This is a genomic window from Rheinheimera mesophila (genome assembly GCF_000986865.1).
Taxonomy (GTDB): Bacteria; Pseudomonadota; Gammaproteobacteria; order Enterobacterales; family Alteromonadaceae; genus Pararheinheimera; species Pararheinheimera mesophila.
In genome coordinates, this window is the sequence record NZ_LAVS01000010.1 from 26,901 (window position 1) to 48,028 (window position 21,128).

Below are 21,128 nucleotides of genomic sequence, written 5' to 3' on the forward strand. Positions count from 1 at the left end.
CTGGCCGCTCTATCCGAATACGTTTGCCGATAGTGTATCAAGGCTACTGGTTTGGCAGTAGCTTAATCTGATGTTTTATCCATTCAGTGGTCAGATTTTGCCCTGCAACCATGCCCCCTAAGCTGTACAGCTCGTTGTTGATCGTCACTAAAGAGCGTAAATCCATCACTGCAGTGGTGTTTTCAGCCTTGAGCCAATTTTTGTCGGCGATTGAATACACCCAGACTTGTGCGGAAGGTTCGGCCGGTGTACCGTTGTAACCTATACCGTTGTAGTTGTAGGCGGTTTCGCTGCCACCAATAAATACAATCAGGTCTTTGCCATCCTGTTTGATCGCCGCTGCTGCCATCCGGTAACGGGCTTTGCCTGTGGGGTGGGGAAGCTGTTGCCAACTGATGCGGTTGGCGTCAGTTTTATTGATTTCGCCTAACCAGCACTGGGCCTGGGTTTCATACTGTCGCGGCAAGGTTTGGTAACTGACTTTTACCCCATCACAAAGCAGCATATGCCGGCCGGATAAAGCGCCGGCCAGACCAAAGGTCGGAGTGCCCGGAAAAGGCGTAGCCTGACTCCATTTCTGAGTGAAGTTATCAAAGACCTGTACCAGATTGACATTGCCATCCTGCGACCAGCCGCTGGCCAGATAAATGTATCTGTTGTTGTAGGCCAAAGCCACGCTGTCATCGACAGCCACCGGCATATCCGGCAGCTTATTGTAAGCTTTGGTTACAGGACTGTAGCGATAGCCTTCGCTACTTGATACCTCGGTGCCATTGGCTGCTACTGTGTAACCGCCAAAGATAAAAAAGTGATTTTGTAACGACACACCTGAGCTTGCCAGTCGGCCACTCAAACGCTGGCGACTGGGCACGGCCGGGGCTTTTAGCCAGGTAGGTTCACCGACAGTCCATTGCCAGACTCTGTTATGCACATCGGCATGGGTCTTGCCCGCAGACAGTCCCATAAAGCTGGCGACATAAGTGCGACCCGCCACCGTGGTGCTCATCACCAGGTTGTTGCTGACCGCTTCAGGTAAAGAAGGCAACTCTGCCGCCGACAGCCATAAAGGCAGGCTAAGAGTCAGACCGAGGCTGAACTTCGTGATCCTGTTGTTTATGTTGAACATGCCTGATCTCTGTAACATGATTGTGTACTCCATTCACTGTCCATTTGATATTAAAGTGATACAGCGTCATGCCATAACTCTGTTGTTCCGCTTTTTGCTTTTTATAAGGAGGCCGCGGATCTTGTTTTAACACCTTTTCTATCAACACTGCTAATTCGGGCTGATCTTTTTGCCGCTGACAGAATTCCAGCACGGCAGGTTCGAAGCTGACGGTCATGTCGGTTTCAGGTGCTGCATCGGCAAAACCACCTGCTGCATCTGGTATCGCATCGGCGTAGGGCAGGTAAGGTTTAATGTCCAGTATTGGCGTACCGTCCAGCAGATCGACCCCTGACAGTTGAATAATCAACCGGCCCTGTGTACGCACCACGCCTTCGAGTTTTACGACAGAAAGGCCAATTGGGTTTGGTCGGAAAGTTGCCCGGGTTGCAAAAACTCCTTTTTTTTCATTGCCACCCAAACGTGGCGGCCGTACCAGCGGTGACCAACCTTTATCTGCGGTTTGATGAAATACAAACACCAACCATAAATGGCTAAAGGCCTCAATACCCCGGACTATCGCGTCATCGTCATAACCCGGCTCTAAAACCAGCTCAGCTTTGGCTTCAGCAATCAGACCAGGCTGCCGCGGGATAGCGAACTTTTGTTTGTAGGGCGAGCGGATGGTGCCCAGCACCTGCATTTGATAAGAGGGCATCAGTTCCTCAGAGAATATCTGGATAAAAAAAACAGCGGTCATTATGGCGGTGCAGGTAGTAAAGGACAAGCAGGGCGCTTTTCAGCGGGCCAGTGAAAATTGCTTTACAACAGGTTCAAAACTTGGGATTAATAGAGGCTACCGTCTGAAGTTACAACTCAGCGGCACACCACAAAGAGCGATTGCAATCGCCAGTGAGTACCAACCAAACCACCTAAATCCATGTTCTAAGCCTTGTACCGGCAGTTGCTGCCTGGTTGACTGCGCCATTGTGCTCCGCCACAGGCTAACTGTGTGGTGCCTGGCTGGCTGTCGCTGCAGCTTCGGGTCATTGTATGGTGTTTGCAGCAGCTTTGCTGTGTGTTTGTAAGAGTCTGACGAGAGCGTATGATGGAAAAGAAAGTTTTATTAATTGAATGCCCGGATTCAAAAGGTTTGATAGCCCAGATCACCAATATTTGCTACAAGCATCAGCTCAACATTATCCGCAATACGGAATATGTTGATCCGGACTCAGGCCAGTTTTTTATGCGGACCCAGTTGGAGGGGATTTTCAACGATAGCACGCTGATGTTGGATTTAGACCGGGCTTTACCTCAGGGGAGCAGCCGGCAATTGGTCGCGGCTGGGCGAAAAAAAGTGGTGATCCTGGTGACCAAAGAGGCGCATTGCCTCGGTGATATTTTAATGAAAGTTTATGACGGCTCGTTAAAACTGGATATAGCGGCTGTGGTGGGTAACCATCCTGATCTGCAAAGTCTGGCGGAAAAATTCGACATTCCCTACCACTTGGTCAGTCACCTGAATCTAAGTCGCGAGCAGCATGAAGCGGCGCTTCGGCAGGTGATAGACCCTTATCAGGCAGATTATTTAGTGCTGGCCAAGTTTATGCGGGTATTAAGTCCGGCTTTTGTTGCGCATTACAAAGAGCGCATCATCAATATTCACCATAGCTTTTTACCGGCTTTTATTGGGGCCAATCCCTATCATCAGGCGCATAAAAGAGGGGTGAAAATTATTGGGGCAACCGCCCATTTTGTCACGGACGATCTGGATGAAGGCCCAATTATCAAGCAGATGGTAACGCCAGTGGATCATACCTACAGCGCTATGGATATGGTAAAAGCCGGTCGGGATGTGGAAAAAAACGTGTTGAGTAAAGCCTTGCAACTGGTGCTGGAAGACCGGGTTTTTGTACATGGCAATAAAACAGTGATCCTATAAAAAATGATTGATATCAGTGTCTTGGTTCGTTTTTTTTCGAAAAACAAACTATGCTGATGTAAAAAACAACAAGGATAAGATGTTATGTCGGGTAAAAGGACAGTCGAATTCCGCTTTTTAGCTGAACCCACCCATGTCAACTTCGGCGGTAAAGTGCATGGTGGGATGGTGATGAAATGGATTGACCAAGTGGCATATGCCTGCGCCGCGGGGTGGAGCGGTTTGTATTGTGTCACTGTCTCTGTCGGGACTATACGTTTTCGTCGACCTATTCTGGTCGGGCATCAGGTGGAATTGATAGCCCGTATCGTCTACACCGGCACCAGCAGTATGCATGTGCTGGTGCAGGTGCGCTCAGGCGATACTAAAGGCGATGAGATGCTGGAAACCAATCACTGCATTATCAGTTTTGTGGCGTTGGATGCACAAGGCAATACCGCAGCAGTGCCCGCCTGGCATCCTCAGACCGCAGAAGATGAATTTTTGCAACAGTATGCGATGAAAACCAAAGCGTTTTCGCAGGAAGTTGAGCAGGATATGCTGAATTATTACCAGGAGAATAGCCAATGAAATTAGTCTGTTTCCTCACTCTGTTTCTTAGTTTTGCCTCTGTTGCGTCACCGCCTGCATTGCATCCGGAACTGGAGATGTTCCGGCCTTTTTTAGATAGCCACTGGGAGGGCGATTTAACAGAGCCGGGTAAAGAGAAAAAAATGATCGACAGGTCAGTCTGGAGCCGGGCGTTAAATGGTCAGGCGATTAAAACCCTACACTCTGTGAATGACGGTGACTATGGTGGTGAGACCATGATTTTCTGGGATCAAAAGCAGAAAAAAATTGCGTACTACTATTTTACCACCGCAGGTTTTTATACCCATGGCACTATGACCTACAATCCTGAAACAAAAAGTATCGAAGCCCTGGAAAACGTCGAAAACAATGCACAAGGCATTACGCAAGTGCGCTCGCATTCAGTACTGGACCCAACAGGCAGACTTCAGATCAGTTCCGAGTATTTGCAACATGGAAAATGGGTAAAAGGACACAGCGCCAGCTATAAACGAGTGCCCCGGACCGAAGTAAAGTTTCGCTAAGCGCGACTACTTCTCACTGATAAAATCTTCTACCGGCTCCAGTGCATAGATATCGTCAATCTGAGTGGCACTGGAGTGACTGACTCGTAAATCTTTAATGTGACCGTTACGCAGACTGTATACCCAGCCGTGTACCGTCAACTGCTGGCCCCGCTCCCAGGCATCCTGCACGAAACTGGTGTGACAGACATTACGCACCTGTTCCATCACGTTCAGCTCACACAAACGGTTGACACGTTGGCCGTCGTCCTCGAAGCTGTCCAGCTCTGCTCTGTGCAGCGCATAAACATCTTTGATATTGCGCAGCCAGTTATCGACAAATCCAATGCGTTGTTTGTTCATCGCAGCAGCCACGCCGCCACAGCCATAATGACCGCAGACAATAATATGTTTAATTTTCAGAATATCGATGGCGTATTGCAACACGGACAAACAATTGATGTCAGAGTGCAACACCATATTAGCCACATTGCGGTGAACAAACAGTTCACCCGGCAATAAGCCGACTATTTCATTGGCCGGAACCCTGCTGTCAGAGCAGCCTATCCATAAGTACTCCGGAGCCTGCTGCTCTGAGAGTTGCTTAAAAAAGCCCGGAGCTTCCTGCTCAACCCGCTCAGCCCATGCCCTGTTATTGGCAAATAAGTGTTTGATAGAACGCATTGAATCACCTTATAAAAAACTGCCGCTACGATAACAGATCTGAGTGTGGTGGGAACACCGACCAGCCATAGCGTGACCAGCTAGCCCAACCAACACATTCAGTAGCGGTAAATCTGTGTGGCTGCTTACTGAGGCTCAAGGTATGATAGAACAATAAGTTAAGATTTTTCTGAAGGAACCATAGTCGATGGTGAAGTTAAAAAAAGCAGTGATCCCAGTGGCAGGTTTAGGCACCCGAATGTTGCCAGCAACCAAAGCTATCCCAAAAGAGATGTTACCTGTAGTGGACAAGCCGTTAATCCAGTACGTGGTGGAAGAGGCGGCTGCAGCGGGCATCACAGAGATAGTGCTGGTGACCCATTCCAGTAAAAACTCGATAGAGAACCACTTTGATACCAGCTTTGAATTAGAAAACCAGTTAGAGAAGAGGGTAAAACGTTCTTTATTGGACGATGTCAGGTCTATCAACCCAAAAAATGTCACCGTTATTTCTGTGCGTCAGCCAGTGGCTTTAGGCCTGGGGCATGCGGTGTTATGCGCAGCTCCTGTGGTTGGCAATGAACCTTTTGCGGTGATTTTGCCAGATGTGTTAATTGATAAATATCACGCAGACGCACGTATTCATAATTTAAAAGCCATGATCCAGCGTTTTGAAACAACGGGCGCCAGCCAGATCATGGTTGAGCCCGTACCAGCGCTTGACGTCAATAAATACGGCATAGTGGATATATCAGGCGAAACTTTAGTGCAGGGCCAATCCGCTTTAATTCGTACCATGGTTGAAAAGCCGGAAATTGAAGATGCACCTTCGAATCTGGCTATTACCGGACGTTATGTATTGTCTGCCAAAGTATGGGATTTATTACGTCATACAGCTCCGGGCGCGGGTGGTGAAATTCAACTGACCGATGCTTTACATCATTTATTATTAATAGAACAGATAGAAGCTTATCATTTACAAGGCAAGTCACATGACTGTGGTAGTAAGATTGGTTATCTTAAAGCTGTAGTGGAATATGCACTTCAGGATAAAAAGCTAGCAGACGAGTTTCGTAACTATCTGAAAAATTTAAGCCTGTTAAAAGACTGATCAGGGGGCAATAGCGGCCTTTTTGACAGGGCATATTATTTTGTTGATTAAATAAGATTATATTTGCTCTTTAATTTGTAGAAATGATTCTGTAGTATCAGGTGTAGTATATATCCACGGGAGATTTTCATGTCATTGTTACTTGATAAAAAAGAACTGAAAAAAGCCGCAAAAGAAATCACTACCGTAAAGTTACATGAAGTGATTGAGATCTTAAATGCAGTATTGGCTGAACGACAAAAAGAAACAGAAGTATTATCTCAAATCCGTGCACTAGCCAAAGCCCAGGGCTTTACACTGGAGCAGTTGGGTTATCAACTGAATGCTGATGTAGTCGTCAGCCATGATGATGATTCAGAATCAAAAGGCAAACGTCCGGTTAAACCTAAATTTAAAACCATCAATAAAGAAAGCCAGTTTTTTTATGTGGATGCAGGTAAATTACACTTACTGAAAACGCATACGATGAAAAAGTCTTTAGTAGACCGTGGTATTAAAGTGGTGCCATTTCATAAAGTGGATGCCAAATACAGCAAGGACATTGAAGCATTATTGGCAGAAGCTGGTGCTCAGGCCATAGAAAACTTTAATAGCAAAGTGGACGTGTGGAACGCTTATGCTCAGGCCCATGGCGAAGAGATCCTGTCGAAGAAGTAATAGTCTCTGAACAAAAAAACCGCCAGTTTCAGCTAGGAAATGGCGGTTTTTTCTTTTTGTAGCCGTTATTTTTGCTGTGCATCCAGCGACTGGCCGTTCACGGCTTTGCTGTCATCACTCATTAAATACAGATACAGCGGCATGATTTGCTCTGCGGTCGGTAAACTCAGCTGATCTTCGCCAGGGTACGCTTTACTACGCATTTTAGTGCGGGTCGCTCCGGGATTAATCGCATTGACCCGCAGCGAGGTCCCTTCGTATTCTGCGGCCATTACCTGCATCAAGCCCTCGGTCGCAAATTTAGATACGGCATAACCTCCCCAGTAGGCTCTGCCCTGACGACCGACACCCGAGGACGTAAATACAATAGAAGCCTGGGGCGCCAGCTTTAATACCGGCACCAACGCCTGACTCATCAGCATGGCTGCCGTGACATTGACCTGAAGGATATCCTGCCAGGTAGGCAAATCCAGATGTTCAAACGGACTCAAGACGCCAAGCATACCTGCGTTGTGCAGCACACCATCGAGCTTGCCAAACTCAGCTTTAATAGTGGCGGCCATATCCTGATAGTGCCTGGCAGTAGCTCCTTTTAAGTCCAGTGGCACAATAGCGGGTTCAGGCCAGCCTGCTGCGACTATTTCATCGTAGACTGCGGTCAGTTTAGCGGTCGTCTTACCCAATAAAATCACTGTAGCGCCGTGTCGGGCGTAACAAAGTGCTGCCGCTTTACCTATGCCGTCACCGGCGCCTGTCACTAAAATAACTTTCTCTGCCAATGCCTGAGGGGCTGCTTGATAATTGAACATAAATAGGGGTCCCAGCCGTTTAAAAACGGCGGCAGCATACCTGCTCTGTATTAATTTTGCACCTTTCTTCAACAAGCTTGATTTTGAGCTAGCGAATTTTTTCTGATTGGGTTAAGTTTAACTGGTCGTAGCTGTTAAAAGCTAACATCACAAAAACGAATGACCTCTTTAGGTAACTATCGGGGCAGAATAAGAAAAATACAGGACACGGGGAGAAGATATGAACAAGCTTTTGCTTAGCTTTGCTGTTGCCAGTGCATTAGGTTTAGCCGGTTGCGGTGGCGAATCACTGGACGAAATTAAAGACGATACCCAAACAGGTGGTGAGGTTCAGATCCCTTTATCACGTGTGGTGTATGACCCTGCCAACGGTGTGTTATCACCACCTAACGATTTATTACTGCAAGGTACTACAGACGGTACTTTGTTTATGCCGGGTGAAAAAGATGCAGCAGGTGCTCACCTTGATGCACCAAATTATGCAGACCCGTCCACAGCCCTAGGTGCATTAGACGGCTGGTCTACTCAAAACCCATTTACTATAGCGCTGAACCTGAGCTCTGGCGTCACCTTAGATGCGGGCAGTGTGCAACAGGCAGGTTCTGTCTATTTGGTTGAAACCCTGATGGGTGACCCGGCATCCTCTGACGCAGATTGCCGTGCAGTTCCCCGTGGTGCGGCCTGTAAAGCGGTCGGCAGTCTGACCTTTGGTGAGGACTATATAACCCGTGCCAGTGGCAATAACATTGCGGTGATCCCGTTAAAGCCACTAAAACCAGCGACTACCTATATTCTGGTGTTTACTAATAATTTAAAAGACAGTGAAGGCCGCTCTGTTGCTCCTTCGACAACCTACGAGCTGGTGAAACAAGACATCACCACTAAACCGTTGGGCACCGCTGCTCAGTTAGCATTACAAGGCGTGATCAATAGTTTTGAAAATGCAGTGTCTGCAGAGTCTATCAATAAAGACGATATTATTTACACTGCAGCTATTACCACTCAGTCAACAGCTCCGGTGTTTGCAACGATCAAACAGTTAATGGCACCAAGCGCGTTAAATAACAATACTCCACCTTCAGTGCAGTTAACCAATACTGGTGCTGTGGTGTCCGATGTATTATTCCCGGGTCAAACAGTAGCTGACAGCCTGGCCGATCCACGTTTTATTTTTAAACTAGCCAAACTCTACACTGGTACTATCAACCTGCCTTACTATCTTGGTGCTGCAACGCCTGCCAATCCAACCGCGCCGTTAACCACGCGCTGGACAGCACGTTGTGACTCAGGGGCTATTATTGCCTCTTTAACTGATGCGCAAAAAACCGCGCTCGAAGCTGCTATTACCGATCCTGTACAGGCGGGTAATGATGCATTTTGTAAAGCAGCGTCCAATGGCGCTTTACGTGACTTTGGTTTAGATAAACAACGTCACCTGACCAAGTTTAACGTCATTCCTAAAGTAAACAGCACTCAGACCCTGGCTGTACAGGTGACAGTACCTGATGAAGTGCGTGGTGCCGCTTTAGGTTTAGTCAAACCTGCAGCAGGCTGGCCTGTGGTGATACTGCAACATGGTATTACCTCGAAGAAAGAAGATATGTTAGCTATCACAGGCGCATTGTCTGCCCGTGGTTTTGCCACCATTGCGATTGACCACCCATTACACGGTAGCCGTGGTTTTGGTGCGTTAAACGCCAGTAACGGCAATGCAACTGTCTACATGAACCTGTCCAACTTATTGGTAACCCGCGACAACTTACGGCAAAGTATCGCCGATATGCTGGGCTTGCGTTTAGGTCTGAACTTTACCAATCAGGCCGGATTGCTTAATGCTCAAGATGTCCAGTTCTTAGGCCATTCTTTAGGTGCGATTTCTGGTACTGCAATGGTGGCTTTAGCGAACAGCACCACGGGCAATGCCCAACTGGATGCCTTGTATAAAATTCAGTCTGCTACCCTGGCTATGCCTGGTGGCGCTGTGGCTAACTTCCTGCTTGAGTCCGCTTCTTTTGGTCCTACCATTAAAGCCAGCGTACTGTTAGGTGCTGGTGGTACTACTGCAGCGGCTTACACCGAGTTTGCGACAACAAATAGCTGTGGTACGGGTCAAAGTGCGCCTTACGCCGCTTGTTTTAACTCTTTTGTTGAAGCTCTGGCAGCCTCTAACCCGGCCGCTCTGGCCGCGTTGAATGCGTCTTTTGCATCTTTTGCGTTTGCGGCACAAACAGTGACGGATGCCGGTGACCCTAATAACTACGCATCTATGCTGGTGGCGTCTGAAACTCCAACCTATATGATTGAAGTCGTAGGCGATCAGGCTGAGCAATTACCGGACCAGGTGATCCCAAACCGTGCTGCTGGTATGCCTCTGGCTGGTACTGAACCGTTAGCCGCCTTATTGGGTGCATCAGCGGTAAATAACGTTGCTGGTACTTATCCTGTTACTGGTACCGCATTAAGCCGCTTTATTGCCGGTGGCCACAGTTCAATTCTGAGCCCTACAGCAAGCGCGGCGGCCACTGCTGAAATGCAGGGGCAGAGTGTCAGCTTCTTTATCAGCCGTGGTGCTGGTGTGGTTGTGACAAACGGCGCTGTCATGGCTCCGGCGAACTAAAGTTCAGCAGAATTGCAAAAGCCCGGCTCTGATGCCGGGCTTTTTTTTCCTGATGGCATCAAGCTACAATGCCTGCAGTTTTTCTTGAAAAGGACTGGACGTGGAATTTTTATATCAGTATGGGTTATTTCTAGCCAAAACCGCCACTGTGGTGGTTGCCATTGCGGTGATTATTGTTCTGATCGTGTCAGCAAAACACAAGGCAAAAAAAGGCGAACTGGAATTTAACGAGTTGTCAGAAGACTACCGCACTCTGACGGATGATTTACAGCAACAGCTATTGGATAAAAAAGCTTATAAAGCCTGGTCTAAACAGCAAAAACAGCAGGACGAGCCAAAACAGCGGCTTTTTGTACTGGATTTTAATGGCAGCATGGATGCCCATGAAGTCGAAGCTTTACGGGAAGAAGTCACCGCTGTGCTGGCTGTCGCGACAGCGATAGATGAAGTACTGATCCGGCTGGAGAGCCCGGGTGGGGTAGTGCATGGCTATGGTTTGGCGGCCTCGCAACTTGACAGAATTAAGCAGCAAAACATTCATCTGACTGTAGCTGTCGATAAAGTCGCTGCCAGTGGCGGTTACATGATGGCCTGTATTGCCGACCGGATTATAGCTGCACCTTTTGCTATCCTGGGTTCTATAGGCGTAGTTGCTCAGTTGCCGAACTTCCATAAATTGTTAAAGAAAAACCATATAGACGTTGAACAATTCACGGCAGGTGAATTTAAACGTACTGTGACTGTGTTTGCAGAAAATACCGACAAAGGCCGTGAAAAATTCCAACAGGAGCTGGAACAGACTCATGTCCTGTTTAAAAATTTTGTGCATAAACACAGACCTGCGCTGCACATCGATCAAGTGGCAACAGGTGAGCACTGGTTTGGTTATCAGGCGCTGGAATTAAAGCTGGTGGATCAGTTGCAAACCAGTGACGATTATTTAGTGCAGCAATTTCGCTGCAAAAAAGTTGTGCAGGTAAAGTATCAGATCAAACGTAAGCTGGCAGAGAAAGTGGGGTTAGCGGCCAGTACAGCCTTCACCAGCAGTTTGAACACCTTATCTAACCTGAGTTTCTGGCGTTAGCTATGCAATCTGAATTCTGGCTCCAGTGCTGGCAGCAACAACGTATTGGTTTTCATCAACAGGACATTCATCCGCTGCTGCCAGTTGTATTCTCCCAACTGAACTGGCAACCGTCAGGCGCCATTTTTGCGCCTTTATCTGGTAAAAGTCTGGACCTGTGGTGGTTGTCTCAGCACGGCAAGGTGTTAGGGGCAGAGCTTGCCGAACTGGCGTGTCAGCAGTTTTATCAGGAGCAAACTCAGTCATTTGTAGTCACAACACAAGGCCAGCACCAGAGGTTTAGTCATCCCGCTGTGGATATTTGGCAAGGCGACTATTTTGACCTGAAACCAGAGCAACTAGGTGATATAGGGCTGATTTATGACAGGGCTGCGTTGATCGCTTTACCTTTGCCCATGCGCATTGACTATGTAAATCAATTAAAACGTCTATGCCCTGGACCTGTTTCCTTGTTATTGCTCAGCTTAGAGTATCCACACCAGCAAATGTCTGGCCCGCCGTTTTCGGTGACAGAGTGTGAAGTCAGACAGTTGTTTGATTTCGCGGCCTCTGTTGAGCTGCTGGCGATCCGAAATCTGACCGGACGAGCTTTTGCGCAGCGCCAGTTTAATGTCAGTTATCTGATTGAGAAGGCATATTGGATCTGTTGGTGAGCGAAGACGATAAAAAACGCCGCATCAAGCGGCGTTTTAAGTCCATGGAGGAAGGATATGTCGCAACTGTCGGGAACGTTATTGCGACGATTTGCTTTATTAACTGTTTCTACCCGCGTCCGGATTGTTAAAACAAGCTTCATCAAACTGATTTTCGCTTTTGGCAACCAGACAAGAGACCATGGCATCCCCCGAGATATTCACCGCGGTTCGGGTCATATCTAATAAACGGTCGACACCTATGATCAGTGCGATACCTTCGACAGGTAAACCCACCTGTTGCAATACCATCGCCAGCATGATTAAACCCACACCCGGCACGCCAGCCGTGCCTATCGACGCTAATGTCGCCGTCAGGATCACCATCAGGTAATCCATAGTAGTTAACTCAATCTGAAACACCTGAGCAATAAAAACAGTAGCCACACCCTGCATAATAGCGGTTCCATCCATATTGATGGTGGCGCCTAAAGGGATAGTGAAGGAAGCGATATTGTTGCTGACTCCGAGTTTTTTGGTGGTGGTTTCCATATTGACAGCTAGCGTGGCATTGCTGCTTGACGTACTGAATGCAAACAAAGCTGCATCTTTCATTTTGCGGAAAAACATCAAAGGGCTTAAGCGGCCAAAGACTTTTAAGAAGGTGCCATAAACCACAAAACCGTGGAACACTAAAACAAACAACACAGTGGCAAAATACCAGACCAGGCTGCCCATATCTTTCATATCCAGGGTAGTGAATAACTTCGCCATCAGGAAAAATACCCCATAAGGGGCCAAAGCCATCATAAAGCCAACCAGCTTCATCACCACTTCATTTAAATCATTGAATAAATTGCGTACCCGCATTCCGGCTTCACCACTCATGGCAATAGCGAGGCCGAATAATACAGAAAACACTATGATTTGCAGCATTTCGCCTTTGGCCATAGCATCAACCGGATTACTTGGGAACATGTTGATAAATACTTCGGCAATAGAAGGTGCTGTTCCGGTCTGGAAGCTTGAATCTGCCACCATATTGACGCCAGCCCCCGGCGACACTAAAACCGCAAAGAAAATAGCCAGCGCTATGGCTATCGCTGTGGTTAAGGTAAATAAACCCATGGCTTTGGCCCCCAAACGTCCCAGCGTGTTTGGGTCACTTAACGAGCTGGTGCCGCAGACTAGCGAAACAAAAACCAAAGGCACAACCAGCATTTTTAAACTGGCAACAAAAATTTGTCCGCCGACATGAAATATACCGTCGACAAAAAATGCCCGCAGGCCCAGTTCTGCACCAAACAAACTTAAGGTGCGTTCGGCTTCGCCAGCCAACAGCAATTTAAACAATGCACCGACCAGAATACCCAGTGCCATGCCGATCAGAATACGTGGAGTCAGACCTAATTTCTTTTTTGCAGTCATTTTTTATCTTTTGTTTGCCCGAAAAATGCCGCTTAGCCTACCAGTTTGTGAGTCAAAAGAAAAACTGCAATGGACTGAATTATTTTACGTCTTGGCTTAGCCCGTTGTGCAGGCTTGGACTAAGCTAGAATAATTACAATAAGTTAGCGCATCGAAGGGAGAATCCAGATGCAGAAAATTCGCTGGTACCTGATCTGTACGGTTTTAGCCTTGATCAGTGCATGTGGCGGCGGTGGCGGTACCATCAGCGATGATGGCGGTGGTGGCGGAACTGCTGAAGTGATCAATATCAGCCTGGCGTTAACGAATGCCTCAGGTGCAGCCTCGTCTGAGCTCAGTAAAGCACAAGGCTTAACCTTAACTGCGACTTTATCCTCCTCCACCGGTCGTTCTATGGCCGGACAATTGGTAACCTTCAGTCTGAATGACGAGCTCTTGGCGGGTTTTAACAATGATGCAGGCACAGCTCAGACCAACACCAATGGTGTGGCAACTCTGGGGGTGCGTGTGGGCACCAAAAGTGGCGCGGGTACCATCACGGCGGCGCTGACCGGGGGCCAAACTGCAACGATCAGCTTTGTTTCGGCAGGTGATGCAGATGATGTAGAACCCGAAAAGCCTGTCGGGTCGCTGCGCCTGATCGCGGACAACCTGCAGTTAGGCTCAGGAGAAACGGCACAAGTGGCATTATCTGCCTTAGTGCTGGATACCAATAACATAGTACAGCCCGGTGTTGCTGTGCAGTTCAGTGCCAGCTCTGGAGAATTGCAGGTGCTAAGTGCAATGACCGAAGCTGATGGTGTTGCTAAAGCAAGCTTATCCAGTAGTGTAGATCCCTCGCTGCGCACTATCACTGTGACGGCGTCTGTCGGTGACAACATAGCGACGTTGGATATCAGTGTGGTGGGTACGTCACTCTTCATCAGTGCGCCTGGCTCTATGGTGTTAAACGATGAAGTGGCGATCACAGCGGATCTAACCGACTTTGATGGCAAAGGTATTGAGGGACAAAGCCTAACTGTCAGCTCCTCGTTAAATAATCCGATCACCAGCACTTCTCTGGTAACAGCCGGAAACAGCGGCAGAATAACCTTTCTCTATAAAGCTGTGACAGGAGGTACAGATGAAATTCGTGTTACGGGCCTGGGCGCCAGCGCCACTGCAACTATTCAAATTCAGCCAGACCAGTTCCGTTTTCTAACGACTGAAGCAGTGGAAGTTCCATTAGGTTCTGAGCAGTCCCTGACACTAGAGTGGCTGGTCAATAATTTACCTAACGCGAATAAAGTGCTGAACTTCACCACGACCCGAGGCACTGTGGGTGTGTTGAGTGGAAATTTGACTCAGGTCTCAGTTGATCAAACCACCAATGCACAGGGCGCAGCCACTGTCTTGGTCACCTCTGATTTTGCCGGTTTTGCCAATATAGCGGCTACTGAAGTTCGTCCCGGCGCTACAGATTTGTTGACCACCCAAACTCGAATTGAATTTATTGCTACCATGCCCAACAAGGTCGAGGTTCAGGCTTTCCCGGCGCAATTAGGGCCGGGAGAGCAGAGTGTGGTTCGTGCTGTGGTACGCGATCAGAACAACAATCCGGTGAAAAATCGCTCTGTCGCCTTCACACTCAATGGTGCGGCCGGAGGACAAATTAATCCTGCCACTGCAGTGACTGATTCACAGGGACTGGCCAGTACCGTATTGACGGCAGACAGTACGACAGGAGCAGCTACAGGGGCTAATTTGAATATACAGGCGACAGTGCTGAATTCAGCTCCTGTTATCAGCAGCACTGCTGCTGTTTCTGTTGGCAAACGCACTTTATTTTTCCGCTTCGGCACAGGCAACAACATACAGGAGCCATCCGCATCATTGTTCAGTAAAGAGTTCGCGGTGCTGGTCACAGACTCTTCAGGTAATCCGGTGGCAGGGCAGGATCTGAATGTCTCTGTCTTGCCTGTCAGTTACAATAAAGGGGTGTGGCAGCCAGTCCCGGATTTGATTGATTTTGAATACTGGGATGCCGTTGTGACATTAGCTGACAGCAATCCTGCCAGCCCCGGAATTGAAGCCTGTATCAGTGAGGATCTGAATAACAATGGCCTGATGGACCCGGGCGAAGATACCAACGGTGATGGCCAGTTAACTCCGGGCAATGTCGCCTCTGTGCCACGGACGGTGCAGGCCGACGAAAACGGTATAGCGACCTTTGATTTAACTTATCCGCGAGATATAGCCCCCTGGACCACGGTCTTGTTAACCGTATCAGGATTTGCTGATGGTTCTGAGAATGTAGTCAGCCAGGAATTTAGAACCATAGTTTCAGGCGCTTATGTGGCTGATGAGACATCAGGGCCAGCCAGAAATCCTTACGGCGAGGGCACTTCTTGTTCTGACACGCTGTAGCCTGTAAAAATGAGCTAAATAAAAAGGCGGAATTCAATCCGCCTTTTTGCTGTTACACACGAGTTTAGTTACGCTGGAACTGATACACCGACCCTAATTTTAAGATTTGAGTCAGTTCATCAAGAGCCTGGCGGCTTTCAATCAGCAACTGTGGGTCGGCTAAATCATCTTCACAGATCTGGTCGCGGTAATGTTTGTCCACCCACTGATTTAACCGGACAAATAAGCTGTCGTTCATCAGAACTGCAGGATTGACGGCCTGATGTTCAGCTTCGCTCATTGCCACGCGCAGGCGCAAACAGGCTGGGCCACCGCCATTTTGCATACTTTGTTTAACATCAAAATAATGCACCTGCCGAATGGGGGTGCCCCGTCCTGTCAGTTGTTCCAGATAAGCTGATACCGTATCGCTGTCCCGACACTCGGTCGGTGCAATAATCGCCATGTCGCCATTGGCTAAGGTCACCAGTTGGGTGTTAAACAGATAGGTTTTTACAGCCTCGGCCACTGACACTTCAGAGCTTTTTACTTCAATAAAGTGCAAGTCCGCAGCAGTACCAAACTTACGACGAATTTCATCCAGTTTAGCCTGAGTATCCACAAAAGCCTGTTCATGGAAAAACAGCACGTTTTGGTTTCCGACAGCAATCACGTCATTGTGAAATACACCCTGGTCTATCACATCCGGGTTTTGCTGCATCATCACAGCACCATGTTCAGACAAACCATGCAAACGGGCCACCGCTTCACAGGCTTCCAGCGTATGCCGGGCCGGGAAGCGTTTAGGTGCCGGCTTAGACGCATCAAAGGCATAACGGCCGTATACAAACAGCTCTACACCAGCCTGACCATAATCGCTGCACAAACGGGTATGATTGGCGGCACCTTCGTCGCCAAAGTGGTCGTTATCCGGCAAATGCTGGTGATGCGCAAAATACTTTTCATCACTGAACATCGCCTTAAGGATACGACCTGTGGTCAAAGGTTCCAATGAGCGGTGAAACTTATTGGTTAAGTTGGCAGGGGTAAAGTGAATTTTACCGTCTGCTGTATCTGCACTGGGTGAAATAGTTGCAGCGTTCGCTGTCCACATACTGGACGCTGAGCAGACGGCTTTCAGCACTGCCGGTGCTTGTTTGGCGGCTTTGCTGATCACGTCGCTGTCTGTGCCGGTAAAACCTAAACGTCTTAAGGTGTAGACATCAGGTCTTTCCTGTGGAGCCAATACCCCCTGTATCAGACCCAGCTCAGACAAAGACTTCATCTTCTGCAAGCCCTGTTTAGCCGCTTGTTTTGGGCTGGAGGTATTTTTGGCGTTATTAAGTGAGGCAACGTTACCGATGGATAATCCGGCATAGTTGTGCGTTGGCCCGACCAGGCCGTCAAAATTTGCTTCAAAGAACTTCATTTTTGCTTTATTCCTTCATTTTTTGGGAAGGGGCACTGCTTTTATTGTTATTGCGGCCGTTTTTTGTTTGCTTCATGTTCCCCTGCGTACTTCAAGCTACAGCGGTGTTGGCAGCGCTACTCACACCGGTCACATAGGCTAACTATGCTCCCGGAGATTCGCTCGCTTGCCGCCTGGCTGTAACTTCAATTACTTTGGGAGTATCCCTGCGTACTTCAAGCTACCGCGGTGTTGGCCGCGCTACTCGCACCGGTCACAGAAGTGAACTATGCTCCCGGAGATTCGCTCGCTTGCCGCCTGGCTGTAACTTCAATTACTTTGGGAGTATCCCTGCGTACTTCAAGCCACAGCAGTGTTGGCTGCGCTTTGACTACTTTATGCAAGGCCCGCTGTTTTATTCAGCGAAAAGTCACTAAATTGTGACCTTCTGGCATAATAATGAACTTATTCTCTTGTCACAACTTGAGTTTACGGATATACGTTAAAAAAGAAGTGCTCTGTGGCACGCTAAAAGGTCAGGGATCTCAATCATAAAATGGCGAAATCACTAGTCATAGTCGAATCACCAGCGAAAGCTAAAACCATTAATAAATACCTTGGAAATGACTTTATCGTTAAATCCAGCGTCGGTCATATCCGCGATCTGCCAACGAGCAGCAGCAAAGATAAAGTAAAAGAAGATAAAACCAAGCTCAGTAAAGAGCAAAAAGAGTACCAGGCTTTGGTTGAGCGTATGGGCATCGATCCGAACAACAACTGGCAGGCCCGTTATGAAATTTTGCCCGGCAAAGAAAAAGTCGTCAAAGAGCTGAAAGCGCTGGCTGAAAAAGCAGACACTGTTTATCTGGCAACGGACTTAGACCGGGAAGGGGAGGCGATCGCCTGGCACCTTCAGGAAATTATTGGCGGTGAGCATCAGAAGTTTAAGCGGGTGGTGTTTAACGAAATCACTCAAAACGCCATTAAAAATGCTTTTGTTGAACCCGGTGAAGTCAATCAGCACAGAGTCAATGCCCAGCAAGCCCGTCGCTTTTTAGACCGGGTGGTGGGTTTTATGGTCTCGCCATTGCTGTGGAAAAAAGTGGCCCGGGGTTTATCGGCAGGTCGGGTGCAATCTGTGGCTGTGCGTTTGGTGGTCGAGCGTGAGCGCGAGATTAAAGCTTTTGTGCCGGAAGAATACTGGACTGTGGCTGCTGACACCCAGACTACACTGGGCAGCAAATTGCAACTGGACGTGGCTAAACAGGCCGGAAAAGCCTTTCGACCTGAAAATAAAGCACAAACTGACGCTGCTGTAGCTTTACTGCAAAAAGCCAGTTACACAGTCACAGAGCGCGAAGACAAGCCATCGAGCAGCAAGGCTCAGGCGCCTTTTATCACCTCAACCTTACAGCAGGCTGCCAGTACTCGTTTAGGTTATGGTGTGAAAAAAACCATGATGCTGGCACAGCGTCTGTATGAGGCCGGTCACATTACCTATATGCGTACTGACTCGACCAACTTAAGTGTCGATGCATTAACGGCCTGCCGCTCTTACATTGAACAGAATTTTGGCGCTAAATACCTGCCAGAGCAACCACTTAGTTATGGCAGTAAAGCCAATGCCCAGGAAGCACACGAAGCCATTCGTCCTTCTGATGTATTTGTGCTAGCCAGCAGCCTGCAGGACATGGAAGCCGATGCCCGTAAGCTATACGAGCTGATTTGGCGTCAGTTTGTCGCCTGTCAGATGCCATCAGCTCAATACGATGTCACCACTATTACGGTCACAGCCGCTGATTTTGAATTAAAAGCCAAAGGCCGGGTATTACGTTTTGATGGCTGGACTAAAGTGCAGCCTGCACAAAAACGCAAAGACGAAGAAGAGCTGGAGCTACCGGATGTAAAACCGGGCGAAAGTCTTACCCTGGAACAGTTAGTCCCGGCTCAGCATTTTACTAAGCCACCAGCGCGCTTTAGCGAAGCCAGTTTAGTCAAAGAATTAGAAAAACGCGGCATTGGCCGTCCTTCGACCTACGCTGCCATTATTTCAACTATTCAGGAACGTGGTTATGTCAAAGTAGACAACCGCCGTTTTTATGCCGAAAAAATGGGTGAAATTGTCACAGACCGTTTAGTCGAAAACTTCAGCGATTTAATGAGTTACGACTTTACCGCTAATATGGAAGTCAGGCTGGATGATATAGCGCAGGGCGAGTTGCAGTGGAAAAAGGTTCTGGACCAATTCTACGGCGATTTTTCTCATCAGTTAAAAACAGCAGAAGCTGATCCTGAGCAGGGCGGTATGCGCACCAATCAGTTTGTGCTGACCGATATTGCCTGTCCGACTTGTGGCCGCCAGATGGGGATTCGTACCGCATCCACTGGGGTGTTTTTGGGCTGCTCAGGCTACAACCTGCCACCAAAAGAGCGCTGTACCACCACCATGAACCTGACGCCAGGCGATGATGTGGTGGAAGTGGCCGACGATGACGAATTAGAGACCGAAGTACTGCGTCATAAAAAGCGCTGTGCTAAATGCGGTACTGCGATGGATCATTACCTGATTGACGAGCAGCGTAAGCTTTACGTTTGTGGTAATAATCCGGGCTGTGACGGTTATCTGGTTGAATCCGGTGTATTTAAACTCAAAGGCTATGACGGTCCGCTGATCGAATGTGAAAAGTGTGGCAGCGATATGCAGCTTAAATCCGGCCGTTTTGGTAAGTATTTTGGCTGTACCAATGACGCCTGTAAAAATACCCGTAAGCTGCTGAAAAATGGCGAGGCGGCGCCGCCGAAAGAAGATCCGGTGCATTTGCCTGAGCTTAAATGTGAAAAATCAGACACTTATTTTGTGTTGCGTGACGGCGCTGCAGGTTTATTCCTCGCTGCAGCTACTTTCCCTAAATCCAGGGAAACCCGTGCGCCTTTGGTGTCTGAACTGGCGCGGTTTAAAGATCGGATTATGCCGAAGTTTCATTATCTGGCTGAAGCGCCTGCAACGGATGCCGCCGGAAATCCTGCCATCATCCGCTGGAGTCGTAAGACCAAACAGCAGTATGTGATGACGGAAAAAGACGGTAAAGCCACAGGCTGGTCGGCCTGGTATGAACATGGCCGCTGGGTCGTGACCAAAGAAAAATAAAAGTAATTTCAATGCATTAAAAGAGGCGCTTAGGCGCCTTTTTTAATGTCTGAGCACTCTACCCAAAGTAAGTGGAGTTACAGGGAGCGACCAGTGAGTGAGACCCCAGGAGCATCGTAGTCCTATGTGCAATTGGATTGAGGCAAAATGCGCACACAATGCCAAGTAGATATTTTCTCCATATGTCCGGGGCGAGAGCACACAGTTGACAAAGTGGCAGCTTCAGGCACGAACGGGATAGTTACCACTTACGTTTCGGCGCAAATAAGACATCCAAATCATTGTTCTCTTGCTCGGCTTTTTTCTGCCGGTCGCGCAGGTTACCTTCTTTGAGTTCAGTCGCAATATCTTCAAGTATCGTCATCACTTCACTTTTACGAGTGGTCACGTAGTCATCTGCATGAGCACAATTGGACAAAGTCGTTAGTGCCTTTTCATAACATTGCCGTGCTGAGCCCAACATGTTACCGGCGCGGGCCTGATTACCACGTTTGATCTGGCTTTCCACATTAATTCGCAGTTGCAGCATCTCAAGCCGCCTGTCTTCCTGTACTACGGTCTGAGTATCAATATTGCCGCGAGCATGCTCAGCCCGCAAAATTGTGCGTAATTTTTTAATGCCCTGGATCATACTGATAATTTGCTTGTCATTATCGGGCATGGTCAAACTTTCAACTGTCATATCGCCAGATGCGCTGTCGTTTAACCGGGCCTCCGTCTCGCTGATCCGTTTTTTCAGCTCTTTTGAGGCGGGTTCCAGTTCCAGCATGGCTTTGAGTGTGACCACTATACGTTTGAGCAGCATTTGGACTATGCCTTTGGTTATAGGCACATTGGCTGCATTGAGCAGAATGTCTTCTGTATCTTCCAGAAGTGATCTGAGTTTAGAAAACTCAGCGCGTTTGAGCGCTGCCAATCGCTCTTTGTGTTGCTGCACGGCGTTGACAATCACGGCGATAATCACCAATGCAACAACCAGTACAATGATAATGGTAAAAAGCATCCACACTCCGTTGACCCCAAAACAGTTTGGGACTTGTCTGTTAAAACTGTTTGTATGGCAGTT

Annotated in this window: 17 protein-coding genes; 10 read left to right on the forward strand and 7 right to left on the reverse strand. The window is 48.2% G+C overall.

Annotated elements, in window-relative coordinates; all coding sequences use genetic code 11:
* Nucleotides 1-43: 43 nt before the first annotated feature.
* On the reverse strand, nt 44-1,126 hold the full coding sequence (locus tag SD53_RS05850) for a Kelch repeat-containing protein (protein ID WP_046519297.1): 1,083 nt from the start codon (nt 1,124-1,126) through the stop codon (nt 44-46).
* Nucleotides 1,074-1,865: a tRNA (N6-threonylcarbamoyladenosine(37)-N6)-methyltransferase TrmO gene (tsaA, locus tag SD53_RS05855; RefSeq protein ID WP_366246843.1), complete on the reverse strand. Its 792-nt coding sequence runs from the start codon at nt 1,863-1,865 to the stop codon at nt 1,074-1,076. The genes SD53_RS05850 and tsaA overlap by 53 nt, the downstream gene beginning before the upstream one ends.
* A gap of 348 nt (nt 1,866-2,213) precedes the next feature.
* Here tsaA and purU point away from each other — a divergent pair, with 348 nt between their 5' ends.
* The 3 genes from purU (at nt 2,214) to SD53_RS05870 (ending at nt 4,141) form a co-directional block, all read left to right on the forward strand.
* Nucleotides 2,214-3,047: a formyltetrahydrofolate deformylase gene (gene purU / locus SD53_RS05860; RefSeq protein ID WP_046519363.1), complete on the forward strand. Its 834-nt coding sequence runs from the start codon at nt 2,214-2,216 to the stop codon at nt 3,045-3,047.
* Nucleotides 3,048-3,131: 84 nt separating this feature from the next.
* On the forward strand, nt 3,132-3,617 hold the full coding sequence (locus tag SD53_RS05865; RefSeq protein ID WP_046519298.1) for an acyl-CoA thioesterase: 486 nt from the start codon (nt 3,132-3,134) through the stop codon (nt 3,615-3,617).
* A complete protein-coding gene (locus SD53_RS05870) occupies nt 3,614-4,141 on the forward strand; it encodes a hypothetical protein (RefSeq protein WP_046519299.1) in 528 nt (175 codons plus the stop codon). The genes SD53_RS05865 and SD53_RS05870 overlap by 4 nt, the downstream gene beginning before the upstream one ends.
* Nucleotides 4,142-4,147: 6 nt before the next feature.
* Here SD53_RS05870 and can read toward each other — a convergent pair whose 3' ends face one another.
* Nucleotides 4,148-4,804, reverse strand: coding sequence for a carbonate dehydratase (gene can / locus SD53_RS05875; RefSeq protein WP_046519300.1), 657 nt, complete (start codon nt 4,802-4,804; stop codon nt 4,148-4,150).
* A 187-nt stretch (nt 4,805-4,991) separates the two neighbouring features.
* Here can and galU point away from each other — a divergent pair, with 187 nt between their 5' ends.
* Nucleotides 4,992-5,894, forward strand: coding sequence for a UTP--glucose-1-phosphate uridylyltransferase GalU (gene galU, locus SD53_RS05880; RefSeq protein WP_082101795.1), 903 nt, complete (start codon nt 4,992-4,994; stop codon nt 5,892-5,894).
* 129 nt (nt 5,895-6,023) lie between these two features.
* Nucleotides 6,024-6,551 carry an H-NS family histone-like protein gene (locus SD53_RS05885; protein ID WP_046519301.1) on the forward strand — a complete coding sequence of 176 codons (528 nt, stop codon included), beginning with the start codon at nt 6,024-6,026 and terminating at the stop codon, nt 6,549-6,551.
* A gap of 65 nt (nt 6,552-6,616) precedes the next feature.
* On the opposite strand, the gene SD53_RS05890 is transcribed toward SD53_RS05885, so the two are convergent.
* Nucleotides 6,617-7,360 (reverse strand): YciK family oxidoreductase, encoded by a 744-nt coding sequence (locus SD53_RS05890; RefSeq protein ID WP_046519302.1) that lies wholly within the window; start codon nt 7,358-7,360, stop codon nt 6,617-6,619.
* Nucleotides 7,361-7,580: 220 nt separating this feature from the next.
* Here SD53_RS05890 and SD53_RS05895 point away from each other — a divergent pair, with 220 nt between their 5' ends.
* The 3 genes from SD53_RS05895 (at nt 7,581) to SD53_RS05905 (ending at nt 11,714) form a co-directional block, all read left to right on the forward strand.
* A complete protein-coding gene (locus SD53_RS05895; protein ID WP_046519303.1) occupies nt 7,581-9,977 on the forward strand; it encodes a VolA/Pla-1 family phospholipase in 2,397 nt (798 codons plus the stop codon).
* 94 nt (nt 9,978-10,071) lie between these two features.
* The gene (sohB, locus tag SD53_RS05900) at nt 10,072-11,061 is read left to right on the forward strand and encodes a protease SohB (RefSeq protein ID WP_221621803.1); all 990 of its coding nucleotides are present in this window, start codon (nt 10,072-10,074) and stop codon (nt 11,059-11,061) included.
* 2 nt (nt 11,062-11,063) lie between these two features.
* Nucleotides 11,064-11,714 carry a thiopurine S-methyltransferase gene (locus tag SD53_RS05905; protein ID WP_046519305.1) on the forward strand — a complete coding sequence of 217 codons (651 nt, stop codon included), beginning with the start codon at nt 11,064-11,066 and terminating at the stop codon, nt 11,712-11,714.
* Nucleotides 11,715-11,813: 99 nt separating this feature from the next.
* Here SD53_RS05905 and SD53_RS05910 read toward each other — a convergent pair whose 3' ends face one another.
* Nucleotides 11,814-13,121 carry a dicarboxylate/amino acid:cation symporter gene (locus SD53_RS05910; RefSeq protein WP_046519306.1) on the reverse strand — a complete coding sequence of 436 codons (1,308 nt, stop codon included), beginning with the start codon at nt 13,119-13,121 and terminating at the stop codon, nt 11,814-11,816.
* Between the two features lie 168 nt (nt 13,122-13,289).
* Here SD53_RS05910 and SD53_RS05915 point away from each other — a divergent pair, with 168 nt between their 5' ends.
* Nucleotides 13,290-15,527 (forward strand): Ig-like domain-containing protein, encoded by a 2,238-nt coding sequence (locus tag SD53_RS05915; protein WP_046519307.1) that lies wholly within the window; start codon nt 13,290-13,292, stop codon nt 15,525-15,527.
* 64 nt (nt 15,528-15,591) lie between these two features.
* Here SD53_RS05915 and astB read toward each other — a convergent pair whose 3' ends face one another.
* Complete coding sequence (gene astB, locus SD53_RS05920) at nt 15,592-16,935, reverse strand: N-succinylarginine dihydrolase (protein ID WP_046519308.1); 1,344 nt, start codon at nt 16,933-16,935, stop codon at nt 15,592-15,594.
* A gap of 535 nt (nt 16,936-17,470) precedes the next feature.
* Between astB and topA the strand changes: the two genes are divergently transcribed.
* Entirely contained in the window at nt 17,471-20,062 is a 2,592-nt protein-coding gene (gene topA / locus SD53_RS05925; RefSeq protein WP_046519309.1) for a type I DNA topoisomerase, read from the forward strand.
* 241 nt (nt 20,063-20,303) lie between these two features.
* Here topA and SD53_RS05930 read toward each other — a convergent pair whose 3' ends face one another.
* Nucleotides 20,304-21,065: a hypothetical protein gene (locus SD53_RS05930; protein WP_046519310.1), complete on the reverse strand. Its 762-nt coding sequence runs from the start codon at nt 21,063-21,065 to the stop codon at nt 20,304-20,306.
* Nucleotides 21,066-21,128: the final 63 nt, after the last annotated feature.